The sequence below is a fragment of the Microcoleus sp. A2-C3 genome (assembly GCF_036706065.1).
GTDB lineage: Bacteria > Cyanobacteriota > Cyanobacteriia > Cyanobacteriales > Microcoleaceae > Microcoleus.
This window is the reverse complement of record NZ_JAUBVX010000011.1, coordinates 62,226-79,528: the sequence shown is the minus strand read 5'-3', so window position 1 is coordinate 79,528 and position 17,303 is coordinate 62,226. Positions and strand designations below refer to the sequence as shown.

Annotated in this window: 15 protein-coding genes; 1 reads left to right on the top strand and 14 read right to left on the bottom strand. The window is 45.9% G+C overall.

The window, feature by feature from the left end:
• Positions 1-166: 166 nt before the first annotated feature.
• The 10 genes from QUB66_RS08790 to QUB66_RS08745 form a co-directional block, all read right to left on the bottom strand.
• Positions 167-1,564, bottom strand: a complete 1,398-nt coding sequence (locus QUB66_RS08790; RefSeq protein ID WP_332968494.1) for an ATP-dependent DNA helicase — start codon at positions 1,562-1,564, stop codon at positions 167-169.
• A 368-nt stretch (positions 1,565-1,932) separates the two neighbouring features.
• Entirely contained in the window at positions 1,933-2,127 is a 195-nt protein-coding gene (locus QUB66_RS08785) for a hypothetical protein (protein ID WP_332955146.1), read from the bottom strand.
• 291 nt (positions 2,128-2,418) lie between these two features.
• Positions 2,419-2,778, bottom strand: a complete 360-nt coding sequence (locus QUB66_RS08780; RefSeq protein WP_332968492.1) for a transposase — start codon at positions 2,776-2,778, stop codon at positions 2,419-2,421.
• Positions 2,779-2,866: 88 nt separating this feature from the next.
• Entirely contained in the window at positions 2,867-4,441 is a 1,575-nt protein-coding gene (locus QUB66_RS08775; protein WP_332968512.1) for a group II intron reverse transcriptase/maturase, read from the bottom strand.
• Between the two features lie 536 nt (positions 4,442-4,977).
• Positions 4,978-5,955 (bottom strand): RNA-guided endonuclease InsQ/TnpB family protein, encoded by a 978-nt coding sequence (locus tag QUB66_RS08770; RefSeq protein ID WP_332968489.1) that lies wholly within the window; start codon positions 5,953-5,955, stop codon positions 4,978-4,980.
• A 394-nt stretch (positions 5,956-6,349) separates the two neighbouring features.
• Positions 6,350-6,664 (bottom strand): helix-turn-helix domain-containing protein, encoded by a 315-nt coding sequence (locus tag QUB66_RS08765; protein ID WP_332968488.1) that lies wholly within the window; start codon positions 6,662-6,664, stop codon positions 6,350-6,352.
• Complete coding sequence (locus QUB66_RS08760) at positions 6,636-6,983, bottom strand: hypothetical protein (RefSeq protein WP_332968487.1); 348 nt, start codon at positions 6,981-6,983, stop codon at positions 6,636-6,638. Before QUB66_RS08760 ends, QUB66_RS08765 begins: the two co-directional genes overlap by 29 nt.
• A gap of 100 nt (positions 6,984-7,083) precedes the next feature.
• Positions 7,084-7,668 carry a hypothetical protein gene (locus tag QUB66_RS08755; RefSeq protein WP_332968485.1) on the bottom strand — a complete coding sequence of 195 codons (585 nt, stop codon included), beginning with the start codon at positions 7,666-7,668 and terminating at the stop codon, positions 7,084-7,086.
• Positions 7,669-7,759: 91 nt separating this feature from the next.
• Entirely contained in the window at positions 7,760-8,377 is a 618-nt protein-coding gene (locus QUB66_RS08750) for a hypothetical protein (protein ID WP_332968484.1), read from the bottom strand.
• Positions 8,378-9,451: 1,074 nt separating this feature from the next.
• Positions 9,452-9,997, bottom strand: coding sequence for a tyrosine-type recombinase/integrase (locus QUB66_RS08745; RefSeq protein ID WP_332968483.1), 546 nt, complete (start codon positions 9,995-9,997; stop codon positions 9,452-9,454).
• Positions 9,998-10,013: 16 nt separating this feature from the next.
• Between QUB66_RS08745 and QUB66_RS08740 the strand changes: the two genes are divergently transcribed.
• A complete protein-coding gene (locus QUB66_RS08740) occupies positions 10,014-10,175 on the top strand; it encodes a hypothetical protein (RefSeq protein ID WP_332971225.1) in 162 nt (53 codons plus the stop codon).
• A 317-nt stretch (positions 10,176-10,492) separates the two neighbouring features.
• On the opposite strand, the gene QUB66_RS08735 is transcribed toward QUB66_RS08740, so the two are convergent.
• From QUB66_RS08735 to QUB66_RS08720, 4 genes are all read right to left on the bottom strand, one after another.
• Positions 10,493-11,083: a hypothetical protein gene (locus QUB66_RS08735; RefSeq protein ID WP_332968481.1), complete on the bottom strand. Its 591-nt coding sequence runs from the start codon at positions 11,081-11,083 to the stop codon at positions 10,493-10,495.
• A gap of 622 nt (positions 11,084-11,705) precedes the next feature.
• On the bottom strand, positions 11,706-13,004 hold the full coding sequence (locus QUB66_RS08730) for an RNA-guided endonuclease InsQ/TnpB family protein (protein WP_442923472.1): 1,299 nt from the start codon (positions 13,002-13,004) through the stop codon (positions 11,706-11,708).
• Between the two features lie 142 nt (positions 13,005-13,146).
• On the bottom strand, positions 13,147-13,281 hold the full coding sequence (locus tag QUB66_RS08725) for a hypothetical protein (protein WP_332968479.1): 135 nt from the start codon (positions 13,279-13,281) through the stop codon (positions 13,147-13,149).
• A 27-nt stretch (positions 13,282-13,308) separates the two neighbouring features.
• Positions 13,309-17,013 carry a DUF3987 domain-containing protein gene (locus tag QUB66_RS08720; protein ID WP_332968478.1) on the bottom strand — a complete coding sequence of 1,235 codons (3,705 nt, stop codon included), beginning with the start codon at positions 17,011-17,013 and terminating at the stop codon, positions 13,309-13,311.
• Between the last annotated feature and the right edge of the window lie 290 nt (positions 17,014-17,303).

Below are 17,303 nucleotides of genomic sequence, written 5' to 3'. Positions count from 1 at the left end.
TGTACTCCATTCTCTTGTTATATAATTATTGTCATCCCCCTTGAGTATGATTAAAAAAGTAGCACATTTCAAGGGCGATCGTCTTGTCAGACCGCAAGCGAGTGTAGCCAGCCACAGGCATCGCCCTTAAACTCTAAAAGTGCCATTCACCAAATATAAAATGGGTTCACTTAGTAACAAAAACCCGGTGCTTCGCACGACTACAACTCACGTACATAAGCTGATTGTGCGCTCGAATACTGTCGCGGTATTCTTTGAAAAATTGAGCTTTTTGACTAGGACAAACCTGAGCAAGATACAGCAATTTAGTAGCAACTTTCCTGCCGATGTCACTGCTATCAATTCCCACCTCCGTGAAAGTAGAGCCTTGAGAATTGTGAACAGTAATTGCCCAACAATTTCTCATATCGGCAAAGATTTCACAATGATTGTACCATGCCTTCCATAAGCTCGGATTGCTTTTAGCATTTCGCAGTAATCTACTATTATCCTGTTGAAATCGGCGAACATCACTTTCGTGCAGAATATAGATTTGGCGTTGGTCGCCTGCATCAGTTTTAACCTGAAGATTCCAGGCTTTATAGCCAGAGTACCTATCCTCTTGAAATTCGGCAATTTCCACTTCTGCTGATGTGGGCAGGATGACGGTTTTGCCGTCGGGAGCAATAACGGGAGCTTTAGCAATCAACCTCTCTCCAATAATAAATCTGGGAGCATTTTTCCCGTAGATTTTGGCTCGGATTTTGCTATTCCAGTAGGCGACGCGCTCGTTAGTGTAGCAGAGGATGCGAAAGCAATCAGGGTCTTGAGGGAAAGTAGAAGAGAACTTTTTTAAGGCGTATTTCAGCAGCGTTTTTTCTCTGACTAAGAAGGCTCCGTTTTTTTTATCAAAGCTGAATTTGGAGAAGGGTTTGAACGCCTCTTTGCTCTTGACAGCCGTGCGGCAAGCTGTTACGAATTCTAGCAGGGGGCTGCCCGCACCTTGCCTGACGACCTCTGTTAAAACGGCTTTTTCAGGCACGCTGAAGGATTGAGATTTTTTCTCTTCTATTTCGCCATTGTTAACAGGAGGCAATTGTGCGGGGTCGCCCATAACAATAAGCTGCCGATTGCTGCCGATGAGTAAAGCGCTAGCAATTCTTTCTTGAATGATATTCCAGAGTTCTGTTGTCACCATACTGCACTCATCGAGAAAGATGGTGTCGTACAGGTGAAGGAAAGAAGGAGAAACTTGTTTGAGGATTTTATTTTGCCCCTGTTTAACTGGAGCTAATCCTAGTAGTTGGTGGATGGTCATAAAGTCTACTCCTATGAGTCCTTTTTCAGCAGCCATCCGTCGCAATACGCCTACAGCTTTATTGGTGGGAGCGGTGAAAGCGACTCTCTTTCCGGCGCTGACTAATTGTTCTGCTACCAGGTTGACAAGGGTTGATTTTCCCGTACCTGCATATCCAAATAGCCCGAATACCCGTTTAGAACTTGCTACAAATTGTTCGAGGAGTTGGAGGGCGTTGTTTTGTTGAGAAGTTAATTGAAAATTCGGTTTTACCAGTGTTTGAATCATAGGGTTGGTTTCTTCCACTATCTTTCAAACACTAATCAGCGGTAGCTGAAATTTACACAATCATTAATTGATGGAGACGATAATAATAACTCTAACAGGACTTACGCATAACCGCTATATGTAGGGGTGAGCCGTAAGCACCTTACCGCTACCAATAGTGTATTTAAACACTTGGGGCGTAAGTCTTGTATAATTTGTTCTGTTGATTTGACTGTTACTCAAATTTTCCCTAGTTAGGACTTATGCACCCATCAAAAACTCTCCCAGTTATCAGTTGGATTGATAACTAGGAGAAATTGTGGATAAGCGGAGTTATTAATCTAATGCAGGTACTTTGACTAATTCGACTTCAAAATAAGTTTTGCCCATCAATCTTGAGGCAAAACTGGCTGTTCTTGACTATCAAAAATAATCACAAATGTGCGATGTTTAACCAACCGGTGCAAAACCCGCAGATGCTCATCTGCATCGTTTCTCTTGCGAAATCGCGCCACAACAATACGCTGGCAATTAGGAAGTAAGCGAATTAAGCACCACGGGTGCAACTTCTCAAAATAGGTCATTTTAACCTCCTGATAACAGTAACAAATTGTGTTTGTGTTTGATTACCTGCCATTACCTTAATTGAAACAATATTGTCGAAGACAGGTCACGGTGATATTGACAATTGACTATATTTGTGCTGAAACCAGCTCAAATTATTTTTTGATGCTGAAAAGGCTTGATGTATTTGACACTCACTCGGCCTGAAGGCGCGAGGATTCTTAAGATGTTTCCAACTTAATATCCCTGTTTCCAGGGTTCCCAAACTCCTCACGTTTGCTCAATCGAGCGTGAGGATATCTTTTGGGCGTTTAGGCGCTAACGCCAGGTTTCGCGGAGTCCCCGCGTACCAAATTCAAAGCTCGATCGCGAATAGTTTTTGCTGCACCGATATCGGCGTGTTCGTGGTATCCGCATTCAGTGCAGATGAACTTTTCGCCGTCTCGATTAGACTTATCGATATGACCGCAGTTTCGGCATTCTTGGCTGGAGTGTTTGGGATTAATTTTAATTGCGACCTTTCCTTGCTTTGCAGCCAGATACTCGATCTTCAAAATTAATTCGCCCCAACTGGCATCAGAAATAGAACGGTTTAGCCCCTTCTTTCTTGATTGCCCATTTTTCAGGAATCTACCTGTTTTTTCGTCAATCTTTACTCTACACCGACGCATCAGTTTGAGTCGATGTGGGGTATTATCCCCAGCACCTCTCAGTAAGATCTGGACGTGCCCGTTTTCGTGCATCCAGCTCCCGATATTCTTAGGGAGTGACCCTTTTGCCCATGTGTAAATAGTCATGACAGGATTTATGTATTGCTAGAAAATTTTCAGGTTTCCAGTGATCATGGTTTCCGTCGATGTGGTGTAAATGTACAGGTTCATCACTTATAAATTTCATTCCACAATGACCACATGAATGGTTTTGCTTTTTGAGAGCTTTAGAGGTAGCCCCATTATATAACTTACTATTGCGTTCGCTCCAGTAGGTTGAATCTCCGTCATAGGGGGATTTGTTCCCTTTGACGTTGATGTGTTTATTTTCGGAGTAAGGAACTGTTGGAAATGCCTTCTTAACAAGCTTAACGCTTGATTCTCTGGTATTTTTGGTTTCCTGGTTAAATACCGTGTATGTTCTGTGATTTAAGAACCAAAGTGAAAATCTTGCTCCTGACATATCGCAGAATCTATGGTAATTTCTCCATCCTCTAACTATTGGCGCTAGCTTTTCGGCTTTTACCTGAGAACCATAATTCGAGCAATTAACGATGTTCTTTACCTTCAAACGGAACTTTTTAAAGTTATCCACAGAGGGGTAGCTTTTAAATCTTCCGTCGCTTAACACTTTGAAATGCCAGCCGAGAAAGTCGAAGCCATCTGTCGCGGCGGTAATCTTGGTCTTTTTAGCACTTACCATCATTCCTCTTGCTGCTAAAAAATTATCAATTTCGGCAAGTATTTTTTCTGCATCGTCTTGAGGTCTAAGCATTATCACCATATCATCCGCATAACGGATTGATGTTTCGACAATGTTTGACGCTGGGGTTTTGTCCGTTATTCTAAATCCATCCTTATGGTATCTGTGAATACTTTCAATCCCGTTAAGAGCGATGTTAGCTAAAAGGGGACTCACCACCCCACCTTGAGGAGTTCCTTGTTCCGGGAAATCGGGGTTGACCCCAGCTTTTAGGCATCGGAAGATTCCGAGCTTGACACCTTTGGGCGCAATCAAGTTGTCCATTATGGTGGTGTGACTGATCCTGTCGAAGCATTTTTCAATGTCGAGTTCGATCACTCGTTTTTCCGTTCCATTGCAGTAGCTTCTTAGATTGTTGAACAGGATTTTCTGTGCATCGTGCGCGGAGCGTCCAGTTCTGAACCCGTAGCTGTAGGCATGGAATGTTGCTTCATGTGCTGGTTCTAAAGCGTATTTAGCGAGGCATTGCCAAGCTCTATCCGCGATAGTTGGGATTTTTAGCATTCTTGCTGTCCCGTCCTTTTTAGGGATTGGGATTTGCCGTAGTCCTTGATGATGCCAATTACCTGCCGACTCTTTGAGTATTGTTTCTAGGTCGAAACGTCCTGTAAAGTCCAGGGATTTTACACTATCAATACCTGCTGTTTTCTTGCCAGCGTTTAGCTGTGTTACTTGTCGAATTGCTAAAAATCTAGCTGCTTTGGATTTCAGAATAAGTCTTTGCAGAGACCGCGCTTTCCGCTTGTTTCCTGCTTGAACCGCTTTGAACACTCTCTTTTGTAGGCGAAATAAATCTTTGCGGAATTTCTTCCACGGTAGATTCTTCCAAGATTCACTGGTATTGCTACTGTGCCTAATCATGCTCTGCTCTGTTAAGTGTTTTCTGAATACCTTGCGAGAATTACTTCGCATCCTACCCGACTTGAGAGGGTTCCGTATCTCATCTTACCTACATGGAAATCGACGTATCCATGACTCTCAAGTCGTTTTTATTCGTTCCCTCAGATGATTAATTGTTCCGTTAGGTGTAGCCATTTTAACTATCAGAAACCCAGGATTCTGAACGCTATTCTGGCAAGATGCGTCGGGTTTTAGCTCTGATGAGGTCAGGGTTTTTTTAAGTTATGCCCTGCCTACGTTTAAGTTACTTTTCTAGGCTCGGTTTCACCGTAGGAACTCCCTGTTAGCACCAGTGTCAGCCCATAACAGCCGTCTGATTGCGCCTTCCAGCTTCACTCTCCAAGAATTGAACTTGGTCGGTGTGGGCAGATAAGGAGTCACGCATGAATCTTGCGGGAAGGACTTGCACCTTCATCAATCTGAGAGTTCAGTGCTCAACCTAGGGGTCAAGTTTCACTGGATTAGTTATTTACGGATTGATTACCGAGATTCACTAATCAACGAATCGCACTGCCGGAAATATTCAAGTCTTCCAGGGCAATCGCGTCAACGCGACGGGAAACTATTTTATTAGCAACTTTCCATTGGTAAGCTTGGCGTTGATCGCTAATTTTCTGATGAAAAAGCCCTAGTTTTTTAGCCGCTTTCTTGCGGTTATTGCTCCCTTTTGCTTTTCTAGTAACCCGCCTCTGCCTGATTTTTAAAGTGCGTTTAGTTTTTTTGGTGGTTGAGAACTTGGGATTTTCAATTTGATCGCCATCTGAGAGATAGACTAATTTCGTAATTCCCATATCGCAGCCAATGACTTTAACGACACCCTTAAGAGGTTTTGTGGTGTAATCAGGGATAGACTTATCCTCGATACGGATAGATACATACCAGCCATTTTGTCGCCTCCTCACCGCACAAGCTTTAATGGTAAAACTACCAGAAATTGGGCGCGATTTATGAAAACGCATCCAACCCAACTTTGGCAAGTAAATTTTATTACCCTGTATTTTTGCCCCCATCACAAAAGTGAAAGAAGTAAAGTTACTGCGGTTTTTAAATTTAGGAAAACCACGCCCCTCAAAGAAATTTTTGTAGGCAGTGTCTAACCGTTTGACGTTCTGCTGTAGAACTGTTGAATCTATCCCTGCAAACCAGGGTCTAGCTGCTTTCAGTTCGGGCAAAGCGGTGATTTGAATGTCACCTGGGTTGCGTCGAGGGTTTTTGACTTTCCCCTCTTTATCTGTTTTGCTTGTTTTCCAAGGCTCTCCGGTTGCACCGTTTTTACTGACACAACTGGTCAAGGGGCAGGCTTCACTTTTTGTCCTAATGTCGCAATAGTTACCTTGAATGAACTGTTGACTATATTGAGTGATTCTGTCACTGAGACACCAGTTGAAATGGCTTCGTAACATATCGACCCAATTGGACATTTTTAAAGTCTGTGTTTGATTTGGGCGCAACTTGTATACATAGTTTGTTAACAAGTTTAACTCCTCCTTTTTGAGCTACTGTTAGTATATTGTAGGACAACGTTCTATCTGATGTTGTCACATATCTTTATGGAAAAGATTCAATGTTTTTACTTCTGCTAACAAAGCCGTCCTATAAGGACGGGGTTTTAGACCCAATTTCTGTGATAAAATCAAAAACAATAGTGGCGCGTCTATTTGGAAATGAGGCATTAGAAATCTCCTCAGAAACTCGCAGGGGAGAAGGGGAGAGGGCGAGAGGGGGAGAAGGGGAGAGGGCGAGAGGGGGAGAAAGAGTTTCTTTGATCCATAACGGGTGCTGGGCCTCCGTGAAACGCTTTGAAGTTTATCAATTTGAGAAAACACGGGCAATTGTTCAATGCACTAATTTCAAGCAGACGCGCCACTACTAATGCACGCTCTTATCTTCAGAAAGCCGACATAGCAAGGTTGCCAGTGCCTCTGGAATTTCCTCAAAATGTTCCAGCAGAAAGTTCATTACTGCCAGATGACGCAAATCGACAGCGGTAGGAAACCTTCGGCTCTTATCCCGCTTAAACCAACCCCGCACTGTAGAATTAGAACGGGAACAAATAAAAGCGATTTCCTCATGAGTCACTCCCCATTTAGCATAAAACTGCTTCGGCGTCATTCCCAATTGGCATTGGCTGTAAGCTGCAATTAAATTGCGCTCTCTATCTGTCAAAGTCTGCGGCTTTTTCATCCTCAAACCCCTCCAAATCTTCCTCCCGCGCCGTATCAAACTGACACCAAGCTGCGCTCTTGGAATTAGCAGCCAGCCAAATTATGTAGCACCACATCCAACAGCACCGGCGCGGTTCGCAGTTGTAAAATTTGCCAATAACTATCCCCCAATCAGCTTCTTCGCCAACACCCGTCCAGCGCACCATCTCGCCGCACTCAAAGCGCGGCGTATGAATTTTTGCAAAATTAGCAGGCAATTCGATTGAAGGTGGCATCCCCTTCAAATCTCTTAGCGGCAGCGCCGAAATCAAATCTCGACTTCCTTTTAAGATTGACATAAGTTCATAGCTGTGAATCGATTGCACTTGACTTTTTTTGACAGGTTTTCAGGCCAATTTCTTGATCAAGAAATTGCGGCGCGATATTCCCCTAAATCAATCAACTGAAATCAAGCTGTGTAAATTCCTTTCTCCGGCATAATTGCCCAGTTTTGAAGTTAAATGCTAACCCGTGACCCGGGCAGGTTCCTAAATTAGGGTGCTTGGTATTTGGCAAAAGTTTATAACCTTTGTGGGGGCAAATATTACCAGGCAGCAAGGAGCAATTCGAGTAAGCTTCCTCCAAGCGTGGCAAGAAGTTGTAGTCGGCTGAAAGGATTGGTATATTGCGGTAGCACAAGCGCACCACTTGTTTTATTTCGATAACTTCACAAGCTAATTGAACTCGTGCTTGCCAATCTTCACCAGTTTCCCCATCTGTGAAGAATAAGTTGATAAGTCGGTCATGCCAAAAGCGAAAGTCAAAGTGATAGTGGAGCGGTTCAAACTTGAGAATTTCTGCATCAGAGTGCGGTCGCTCAGGAAGTATAGGAATCCAGAAAGGGATGATTCCCCCTGGAAATCTTGATTCAAAACTGGGAGGACACCAGCTTTTAACGCATTGTACAAGCGCTCTTTCTCCAATGGCTACTACTTGATTCTGTGTTTTATTTTTGTTACGGAAATAGGCAGAGTTTTTGGTCATTAATTAGTGTTGCTAGGAATTGGCACTAATACCAATCTCTCTCATAGTTACAAGGAAAGATTGCGTTCGCTTAATGGTAATGATTCTGTTGTCAAAAAATTTTAGGGATGCGTTGCAAAAATCTTTGCAGTACAGAAATCGCTGTCCAATTACCTTTATTAGCAGCTTCGAGATATCGCCGTAGCAACTCTTCAGTTACTTGTTGGTCAAGCCAATGCGCCAATTCCACTAGCTCCTGCTTTTGTTGTTGATTGTGTCCTGCCAACAACTCAAACATCCCCAACTTCTGGAAAGTGGAAATGTCAAAGTTTGCCAGTTCTTCCTCAATCCTTTGCCGTTGCTGTTCAACTTCTTCTGGTGACAGAGTGGGCAGCGGCGGGTGCTGGATATTGAGAAATTTCTCTACTTCTGGGTAATCTCCGACATACATCTTTTCTTCCCAGCGATCGCACACAATTGCATGGGTGGGAAATTCATCATCGGAACCGAGGTGGTATGGTTCCAGATCGAGGGCAAGAGCGGGATGTTCAGTAAGTGGCTCGTACACGGCATAATAACTGAAGGTCCCTAACCCTCTACCATCAGTCCAAGTAGCTTTGCTGCCCATATAAAACATGGCGAAGTATCGGGAATCACCAACGATACCCACCATTTCTGGCAGCATGGGCGGTAGTGGTACTGGCAGTAAATTCAAGTTGTGTCCGTTCATGGCGAGATAGCATCCCTCTTTGAATTTTGTGTGGTTAATTGAAAGGGAGCCAGTTAACTGAAATAGAAGTCAATCCTAATTCTTAACAGCTAACTGGCTTTTTTGAGGGCGATCGCCCGTGATGAAGGCTTTCCTAGGTGAATGCGTTCGCTATTGTTAAGAATGGATGAAACTTAAATGAGCAGGTCACTCCCAATAGCGGCGATAGCCGCTCTTTGACCAGCCCAGTAGGAGCGTGCGCTCCTCTTCGAGAGCTGCGCTAACGACGTATTTACGTCATCCTAGGTGCTCGCGATCGATAATCAACAAGATTTATTGTCGTGAGCGGTTGAAAAAAATCAGATCGAGCGATCCTCTTCGAGGGCTGCGCTAACGTCGTCAACCAAATTTCTGGTGTTTGAGAGCCTTCTTCACCACGCTCCTACTGGGCTGCCGCTCTTTGAGTGCGGCCAAACCTGTCTTGTACTGATAAATTTGTCAGTTCAATCTTCTGACTATCAATGAATGAATATCCCTAGATTTTTACAAGGGCTTTTCGCCCGAAAATAGCTTAATTATTTGATCTTTTTTTTAGTGATATAGTAGTCGCTACCAACCAAAATTACCCCAAATATCTAACTTTTAAGGGGTAAATATTGGCGGTTTGTGGGTGTAATGACAATCAGGATTCCGGTGTATTTACTGCTGGTGTCGCACTGATAAGTACCTTCTGGTTGTTGATTGGTGGAGTCATTTTTAATGATTTGGGCATTTCCTAGTAGTTGCAGCAGTAAGTATAGATCTATCCACCCTTTGACTGGTTCCGTCAGATAGTTTTTATGGAGTTATGGGGATTACGTCAATTACAGCTCAAGAGTCAGGAAAGCTTATTCACACCTCACTCTCGAGCAGGCGGCTCAAATCAGTCAGGAGTGTCGCGGATAGCAGTTGCCTTTGTTTTCGCTAAAATACGTTCGGGAAGAAATGGGTAGCCATTGCTTCCCGAGCGTCCAAATATCGCCAGAAGGCAAAGAAGACTTACGGGAGAGCCCTTCAACTGTTCAAACAATCTGGCGAACCAAAGTCGCGATCGCCTCATTTCAGAATCCCGATCGCCTTGACAAGCTGTTCCGGCTGCACTTCTAAATAGCGCTGGAGGCTCGACAAATTTTTGTGACCTGATATCTCCATAATTACCCGCAGCGGCACCCCAGCATTGCTCAAGTTCGTGAGTGCTGTCCGCCTCATGGAATGTGTGGAAGCTCCCTTAATTCTTACCCGTTTGCAAGCTTCTTTAAAAATCAAGTCTGCCTGAGAGCGTGTCAAAGGCTTCGTACCCTCTCGCCCCGGAAACAAAAAACCCGCATCTGGATTGTAAGCCAATAAAAACTTAGCCAACATGGGATGTAGCGGCAGCGTTCGCGTTGCTGACTTGCCCTTAGTTGTCGCTTTCCGCAGCGTCACCACACCGCCAACAATGTCCTGAGTTGTTAAAGCTAACGCCTCTGAAATACGACAGGCACAATAAAAAGTCACAGCAAACAAAAGCCTATCCCTTGCTGTAACAAAACCCCGGTCGAACAGCCTAGAGATTTCGGCGGGCGTCAAAATCTTAGCACGCCCGTTGCCTTGAACCTTCACGGCGCAGCCCTCCAAAATGAAAGCCCCCTTATTATTGGACGAAAGCACCCTTTCGTCAAGTCTGCCGAAAAGCTTTTATCGCTTGATGGGACACTTGCGGGGCGCTGCGCCGAGGATGCCTCCGCCCGCGCCCTTTATTGCAGTTAGATTGACTTTTATTGCTACTCAACTGACTTAAATTCTCAGGCAAATTGATAATTGGCAAGGTGGCGATCGCGTCTATGAGGTCTCGGAAGGTAACAGGTTCAAGGGCTGCCATAACAGCACGATCAAATAAAACTGGCGCTTGTAATAATTTGATTATACTATTTTTTGATTCACTTTGCAAGTTGTTTTGCTAGTTTTGTTCTCCTTTAATAAAAAATTAGGATTTTATTGGAAAATCGCTTATTCTGGTCAAAAGAACTGCCCAAGCCTTCGTAAGGCTTGGGCATTGTTATAAGTTTCGGAGGGTAAACGAGTACGCTGGTTGGTTGAGAAACTTTTCGTTCGCTGCTAGGACACTGAACGCGCACTTTCACCTAGTTCGGAAGTAGCAGATGCTTGAGTATTTGCAATCACCGCTTTGGGAGCAAGCTTGAGGATGATAGGCATCACAATTAGGGGAGAATTTTCCAGCCGATTTTTGATTTGAGCCTGCAACCATTCAATAGAGGAATCAGAGCCGTTAACTTTTTGCTTGAACCCCAGTTCTGGCGCAGCAGCTTTGATGGCGCTAGCAATTTTGCGAGCTTGCCTAAGTGAAATTATTGAAGTATTAACGGCCGGAACTGAGGTTGTGCTTGCGCCTGAATGTGCGGCAAAATCAATTGGTTTTGCTGGTTTGTTTGGTGTTTTTTTGCCTGTGGTCTGATGGCGAGTGTGATGGGATCTGGCTGGTTTCTCAATTTCAATTGTTGCTCCATTTACGGCACTGCCAATACCATCGGATGGTGTTGCGACTGTTGACACATTTACTTGGGTTCGATTGTCTGTGAGTTCTTCTTGGGCTGCTTCAGGTTTGTGCAGGAATACTGAGGCTAAGCAAAAGAGAGTGGTAAAAAGGAAAGGGGGAAATAGTACATCGTTGATAGTTTGGATAGTCATATTAACAGAAAACTCCCAATCAAAATTTTCGCGGTAAGCATTGCTAACCTTTTTTAGATTGCAACAGTTGACAACATGGTGCAGCATGGCTACACGGGCTGAAAAAACGGATAATTAACTTCAGCCTTTTGGATGATTAACTGAGGAGAAATACACCTCCTCTGATAATTAATTCAAAGGCTCCGACCTGCTGTACGAGGATCTAAGCGGTTTCAGGAAAGCGAAAAGTTGTGTTTTCTTTCTTTGCGATCGCCTCGCGCGTGACGGGCGCCAATGCGAGGGGACAGTGGCGGGTGAGCGTTCAGTCGCCACAATTAGCACTCTCTGCGGAAAGTGGTTTCAGTAGCTCGCTTTGTTTGTAGGCCGGGTGCGGGAATTGTTAGTTCAGCTGTCTTCCATTCCGCGACGGTAGGCGCGGAAATAAAAGTTAATCAAACTGCTTTCGTTATGGGTGAAGTGACAATTACCGAACTTATGTGACAAGTAGCAAGCGCGAATCAAGCCAATGGAAAAATTTCCATCATCGATTTGCTGGTCAGCGTCCTTGCGAACTCAGCTTTTAATAAGTGGCGATCGTTGTAGGAAGCCAGTGACAACTCCCACCGCTAAACGGAGTACCGTTCTAGCGGGAGCTTCTTAAACTCACGAATAAGAGTTCCTGCTTCACTGGCTGTCTACCGACTAAGCCTCCACAGGCAGCAAACGGTTGTCCTACCGTCCGTTTGAAAACATTAATACTCGCGTTTAAATCTCTGTCTATACTGACTCCACAATTAGGACAATTATGAACTCGAACAGACAAATCTTTAACAACTCTTTCTTCACAATTTAAACACTCGATACTTGTACCTCTAGCGTCAACTTCTTGACAATGCTTGCCGCGTCTTACCGCTACTGCTTGCAAAATATTCAAGAATGACCGCCAAGCGACATCAAGTATCGATTTAGCTAATCTGGTTTTAGCCAGTCCTTTGATATTTAATTTATCGAAGCCAATTAAATCGTAATTTGCACATAACCAATGAGCTGCCAAATAATGAAAATCTTTCCGCTGTCTAGCAATATGCAGATGCAATTTCGCTACTTTATTTGTCTGTTTTTGGTAGTTTTTAGACCCCTTCTCAAGTCTTGCTAATTTGCGTTGTTGACGGGCTAGAACAGCTTGAGCCTGGCGATAAAACTGAGGTACAACAATTGCTTGACCTGAACTAGTGGTCAAGAATTTCTCTAAGCCAACGTCAATTCCGCAAGCTGATTTAATTTCATCAACAGGTAAAGGAGAAGGAACAGTGTTATCTTCCAGAGAAAAACTCACGTACCAACCATCAGCTTTACTGATAATTGTGGCTTGTTTCATCTCAAAGCCATCAGGGATTGGACGGTGTAAGATAACTGGTATTTCACCAATCTTGGATAGCTTTAAATTGTTGCCAATTAAATGCGCTCCAGCTTTTGGGCTATTGACTCTAGGAAAGGTAAACGAACAAATGTCGCCTTGTTTTTTAAACCTGGGCTTACCTCCTCTTTTGTCTGATTTATCGGGAATTAACCAACGCTTCCAAGCCTTGTCTAACCGCATTAAGTTCTGCTGTTGGCAGTCAGCGTAAATGTCTTTGTATTCAGGAAATAACCTTTTAGTTTCTTTCAGGTCAGCAGCTTGTGAATAATAATCGACTTTTTCGGGGATGTCACCAATCGGCTCACCGATCAAACTGCAACGGTCAATTTGGCATCTGGTGCGACGCAACCAATCCAGCCTTTGACAAGCGGCGTAGTTCCAATGACGACGCAACAACTCACCCCAGTGGCTCAAGGTCGCCACCTGCTCGGCTGTTGGTTGCAATCGGTACTGGTAAGAAAGGCGCATAAAATCATCATATGACCAAGTTAAAAAAGTTGAAAACCAGGCTTCGATTGACACCTAATTGGCGATTCCTCGCCCACCCCTTCGCTGCCCTTGAGCGACGAAGAGTCAATTTACTCAGGGGTGGGACTCGTCACCGCCCTCCTATCCCCCTCACCGCCAAGTGCTATCCCACCAAGAGCGGGAGTACCCCGGAGGTCTAGATGGAAAATTTTCCATCATCGACAAGCTGACCTCGGCGCGCGCGAGCGCGGCCTTCCATCCCACAGAAATGGAGTTCAACTTGGACAGTCACGTTGTCTAACACGATCCGCAAATTGCCTGTAGGCGTCATTATTCCGTTTTTCGGCTACGCAAGTCGTTACGGGGAACTCGCCTCACTTTCGTCCAGGGTTGGGCGTTCGGTCAGTTCAACAGTGGGGCAAGGTTGGTCAGCGGGTGTTTTGGAAGTCTGCGGCTCGGTGGGTAGAATAGCGGGATTGGGCAGAAGATCGGGGCGATCGCTCACTGTGGCAGCCTCCTTGTCACTATTGCCCCGGACGCTAGACGCGCCTGGAGGTGCTAGTTCCGTACTGCCAATGCGGTCGGGCGGCGCAGTCGGTTTTGGCACGCGATCGCCATAAGGCGGGTCGCTATCCAAGTCTGAATCGTCACCTGGATCTAACTCACCCTCCCATTCGCTGTTGGCATCGTCACCTTCACCGCCTAACTCGTCGGAAATTCCGACTTCGTTCCGACTATTTTCCGACAAGTTTTCATCGCCTACAATTGGCTCTGGCTCAACCTCTGAAACCTCATCAATGTCTGAATTCCGACAATTCCGACACATTTGAACAGGTGGCGATTCCTCTTCTATTTCTGATTCGCTCACCGTCGGCGCTGCGGTAGCAGGTGGCGATTCCTCTTCTATTTCTGATTCGCTCACCGTCGGCGCTGCGGTAGCAGGTGGCGACTCCTCTTCTATTTCTGATTCACTCACCGTCGGCATCGCAGTAGCAGCTTCCGATACCGAGGCGCACATGGATGATGCCGGACTCACCCATTCATCTTGTAAATTGCCGGAGCGCCGCGCTGGAGTGTCGGAATTGCCGGAATAGCGGGTTAAAGGGGGTTCAACGTTAACCCTGGCAAGCGCTTGGGCCATTTCTGGGATGCCGGAACTTTTGCCGGAATCTGTCGGAATTCCGACGCGGGTTTTAGATAATGGAAGCGCTCGAATACGGAGGTCATTTCCCTTGCCAGAGAGAAGTGCATACCCGTTTTCTGTGAGAACGGCGAAGTTGGAGCGAATTTCAGCTAATGTGGGTTTGCGCTTGCACCGCTTGAAGACGCTGTTCTGGACTTGAGCGGCTGAAACCTCCTCCCCCTTCCGCAGGGCATAGGTGTAAATTAAGGAGAGATGGGCTCCGGCCGAATCGGAGGCGTGGTTATTCGTTTGCAAGATGCGGAATTGCCCGATGCTGAACTTAGCCGCCGCGATCGCCCGCTCTAAGGTATCGAGGCCGACGCGCAGCGGGTCTGGCTTTTCTTCGTATTTCAATTCCATGCAGTGCAGCAGGAGGGCTAACCTCAAGGTTTGAGACAGCATTTTGCCCAAATAAGCAAAAAATGCTGGCTCTTCAAATTCCACTGCTTGTTGTTTGCGCCTGACTTCTTCCCACCACCGCTGCCACCGCAGATGAGCCTCGGCCGTAAACGACAGCAGGACGGGAGGCAATTCTCCACCTTCACGAGCGGCAGACAACCCCGCTAGCTCTCGGAGATCGCCGTGGAGCGATCGCAGGTGGTCGTACAATTCTTGCAATTCCCCGGAGATTGCAACTTGCGAGTCTGACCAAACTGCAAAGTTATCAGGAGTTGACGGCACCGCTATTAAAAAGCGGCTGATTAGCCCGTCGCCGTCATCGGGGTCGCTAAACAATTGTTGGACTTTGGATAATTGAGTAGCCCCTGTCAAATTCAAGCACAAATCTTTAAGTTCAAAGGCATCTTTATCGTCAGCCCGTTCAAATTCAATATCTGCGGGCGAGTTCCACATTTGTAGCAGGATTTGCCGAGTATCTCCCCCTTTGTCTTTATACTGATCCAGCTTCAACAACCGCACCAATTCGTCGAAAACCCAAGCGCTGCCACTCCTGACCGGGAGTTCGCTCATCCGCCGCAGAACGCCTTCGGGACTTCCTGCTTCAATAAGTTGTTTGGGCACGGAGGGAGGCATTGAAGCTTTAAAGACTGCGGGATTTGACGGGCTATTGTTGAGTTTTTCTTTCTCTTGAGGAGATTTTTGTTGCCACGCTTCCTCTAGTTTTCTTAGCTGTTCTTTAAGCTGTCGATATGCGGATTTGGCTTGCTTGTAACGCTGTTTGACACTGCCAAAAACGGCTCGCATTGTCTGGCTTTTGCCAGCCGAAGCTAAAGCAACTACCATTGTCCAGAAGATAGGATACTCTACCCAACTGTCGGCTATTGTTGCTCCTTCTTTGCCAATCATTCCAATATGCCCCCCCATTTGGCTACCACAAGCGGAGAGGAGGTATTGGTAAATGTAAATGGGGTCAATGCGGTCAGAAGTGGCTTTAGTCAAAACTGCTTGGGCTAGAGGAGCGGGCAGAATTTGAGCGATGTCTAGTTGCTGTTGGCCGTAAGTGAGGATTTTTTTGAGTTTTTGAACTTCTTGTGCGCGAGTTTCTCCGTAGCTGATATGAGTTTCTATTTCGGTGGCTAAATCTTTGACTCCTTTCAAAGGAAACCTTTCACAGGCGGATAGTTCAATTAAAGCGGCTGTCTGTTGGGGCGGATTGATTTCACTATTAATAATGTCAGTGACGCGATTGTACAAGTAGTGATCGCTGTTGGATCTGTTGACACCGGAGCCGTTAGAAGAGGAACCAGGATTAGGTTCGCTGCCGCCCGTGCGATCGCTCTTTTGGGAGTTTTGGTTATTAGAATTTAGTTCGCTAGCATTGCTAATGTCCTGGGAGTTTTGAGTTGCTTTCTGCTGTCCATTTTTTTGACTGTCGGCTGCATTGTGCCCCTTAAATGGTGAAGTCCACCCATCCTGTTTCGCCCAGTGCGCTAGCGTGCCGATGCCCACCCCGCTGCTTTTGAAACTCCTCCATTTTTTGTCGCATTCTCCCGGCTTGTATTTGGGGGATTGGCGGCTCCACTTGTCCCATTCATAGAGGAGAGAATCATCGATGGAGTTGAGAACCATTCCCACCACGCACCATTCGTCGTAGTTATCGGCGCGGGTCGGAGACAGAGCGGCTAGGTAGGATAGCGCCCAATCGATATCAGTCCACTCCGGTTCTGGGCGGTGAGTGCGGTGTAGGTGTCGCCGGCGGGGGGCGGGAGCGGTAGAATTGGCTTCAGCTTCTTCTAGAGCTTTTTCTAGAGGGAGGAGTTCAGAATTTTCTGATTCCCCCAGCGGTTCGGCCAGCATTTGTTCAACGAGCCACTGCGGGGCTAATGCCACGCTTGTTTCATCGGGAGCGCAGCCTTTGAGCCAAATGTACTCGCCAGTAGTCGGGTGGACGCTGGGAGGCAGGCAAGATTGTAACCCCGCCCAGCGCAGTTCGAGCTGTTCGCCTTTGCCGTCGTCTTCGATAGCGCCTGTGGGGAATTTTTTGGTGCGGATAGCTCCGGCGTATTGTTCTGGGACTAGGAATAGGTATTGGCAGCGGCCGGGTCGATTGGAGGTAAATGCGACGGTGTGGGGTAATTCTTCGCCATCGGACAGTTCAAGGATTTTCGCTCTAGCACTAGCTCCGTCTTGGTCTACTGCCATTAAATAGTAGGTGATCCCGTTGGCTGCGATCGCAGTTCCAGTGATCAGCCCATATCCTTTGGGGTAGCAGCGGTATTGAGTGCCGTCGGCTCTATCTACCATTTGTCCAAGAGTTACAGCTTCTTTCATTTGGGCGGGACTGAGCGGTTTTTGCTGCCAGCCCGTGCCTTGAGGGACTTTCTTGCCGTCGAGCAAGCAGAGTTGCCAGTCTTGAGGAATCCGCGACAAGCCTTGAAAAAGACGAATATTTAGATCGCTAGCGGATGAGTTGTTAGGCATGGAAAGCTCCTACACTAAAGGGTTTGCGGGAGCCGGAGTTTCAAGCAAAAAGGGTTTAGATGTTAGAGTTACCAGAACATATCTGTTGATTCAGAGCTTCTGATTTGGTATAATTGAAGGACTAACACTAAAATTTTTGGCTCCCAAAGGGGCTAAAAATTTCGGCAAGGACTAACACTAAAATTTTTGGCTCCCAAAAGGGCTAAAAATTCCGGCTCTGAAAAGGGTTAAAAGCTTCAACTCCAAAAAGGGTTAAAAGCTCCGGCTCTGAGAAGGGTTAAAAACTCCGG

Coding starts and splice junctions, on each gene's coding strand:
- QUB66_RS08790 (WP_332968494.1), bottom strand. CDS start 1,564: ATGATTCAAACACTGGTAAAACCGAATTTTCAATTAACTTCTCAACAA.
- QUB66_RS08740 (WP_332971225.1), top strand. CDS start 10,014: ATGAAAGCCCCCTTATTATTGGACGAAAGCACCCTTTCGTCAAGTCTG.
- QUB66_RS08755 (WP_332968485.1), bottom strand. CDS start 7,668: ATGACCAAAAACTCTGCCTATTTCCGTAACAAAAATAAAACACAGAAT.
- QUB66_RS08775 (WP_332968512.1), bottom strand. CDS start 4,441: ATGATTAGGCACAGTAGCAATACCAGTGAATCTTGGAAGAATCTACCG.
- QUB66_RS08720 (WP_332968478.1), bottom strand. CDS start 17,013: ATGCCTAACAACTCATCCGCTAGCGATCTAAATATTCGTCTTTTTCAA.
- QUB66_RS08725 (WP_332968479.1), bottom strand. CDS start 13,281: ATGACGCCTACAGGCAATTTGCGGATCGTGTTAGACAACGTGACTGTC.
- QUB66_RS08750 (WP_332968484.1), bottom strand. CDS start 8,377: ATGAACGGACACAACTTGAATTTACTGCCAGTACCACTACCGCCCATG.
- QUB66_RS08735 (WP_332968481.1), bottom strand. CDS start 11,083: ATGACTATCCAAACTATCAACGATGTACTATTTCCCCCTTTCCTTTTT.
- QUB66_RS08765 (WP_332968488.1), bottom strand. CDS start 6,664: ATGAAAAAGCCGCAGACTTTGACAGATAGAGAGCGCAATTTAATTGCA.
- QUB66_RS08780 (WP_332968492.1), bottom strand. CDS start 2,778: ATGCGTCGGTGTAGAGTAAAGATTGACGAAAAAACAGGTAGATTCCTG.
- QUB66_RS08785 (WP_332955146.1), bottom strand. CDS start 2,127: ATGACCTATTTTGAGAAGTTGCACCCGTGGTGCTTAATTCGCTTACTT.
- QUB66_RS08760 (WP_332968487.1), bottom strand. CDS start 6,983: ATGTCAATCTTAAAAGGAAGTCGAGATTTGATTTCGGCGCTGCCGCTA.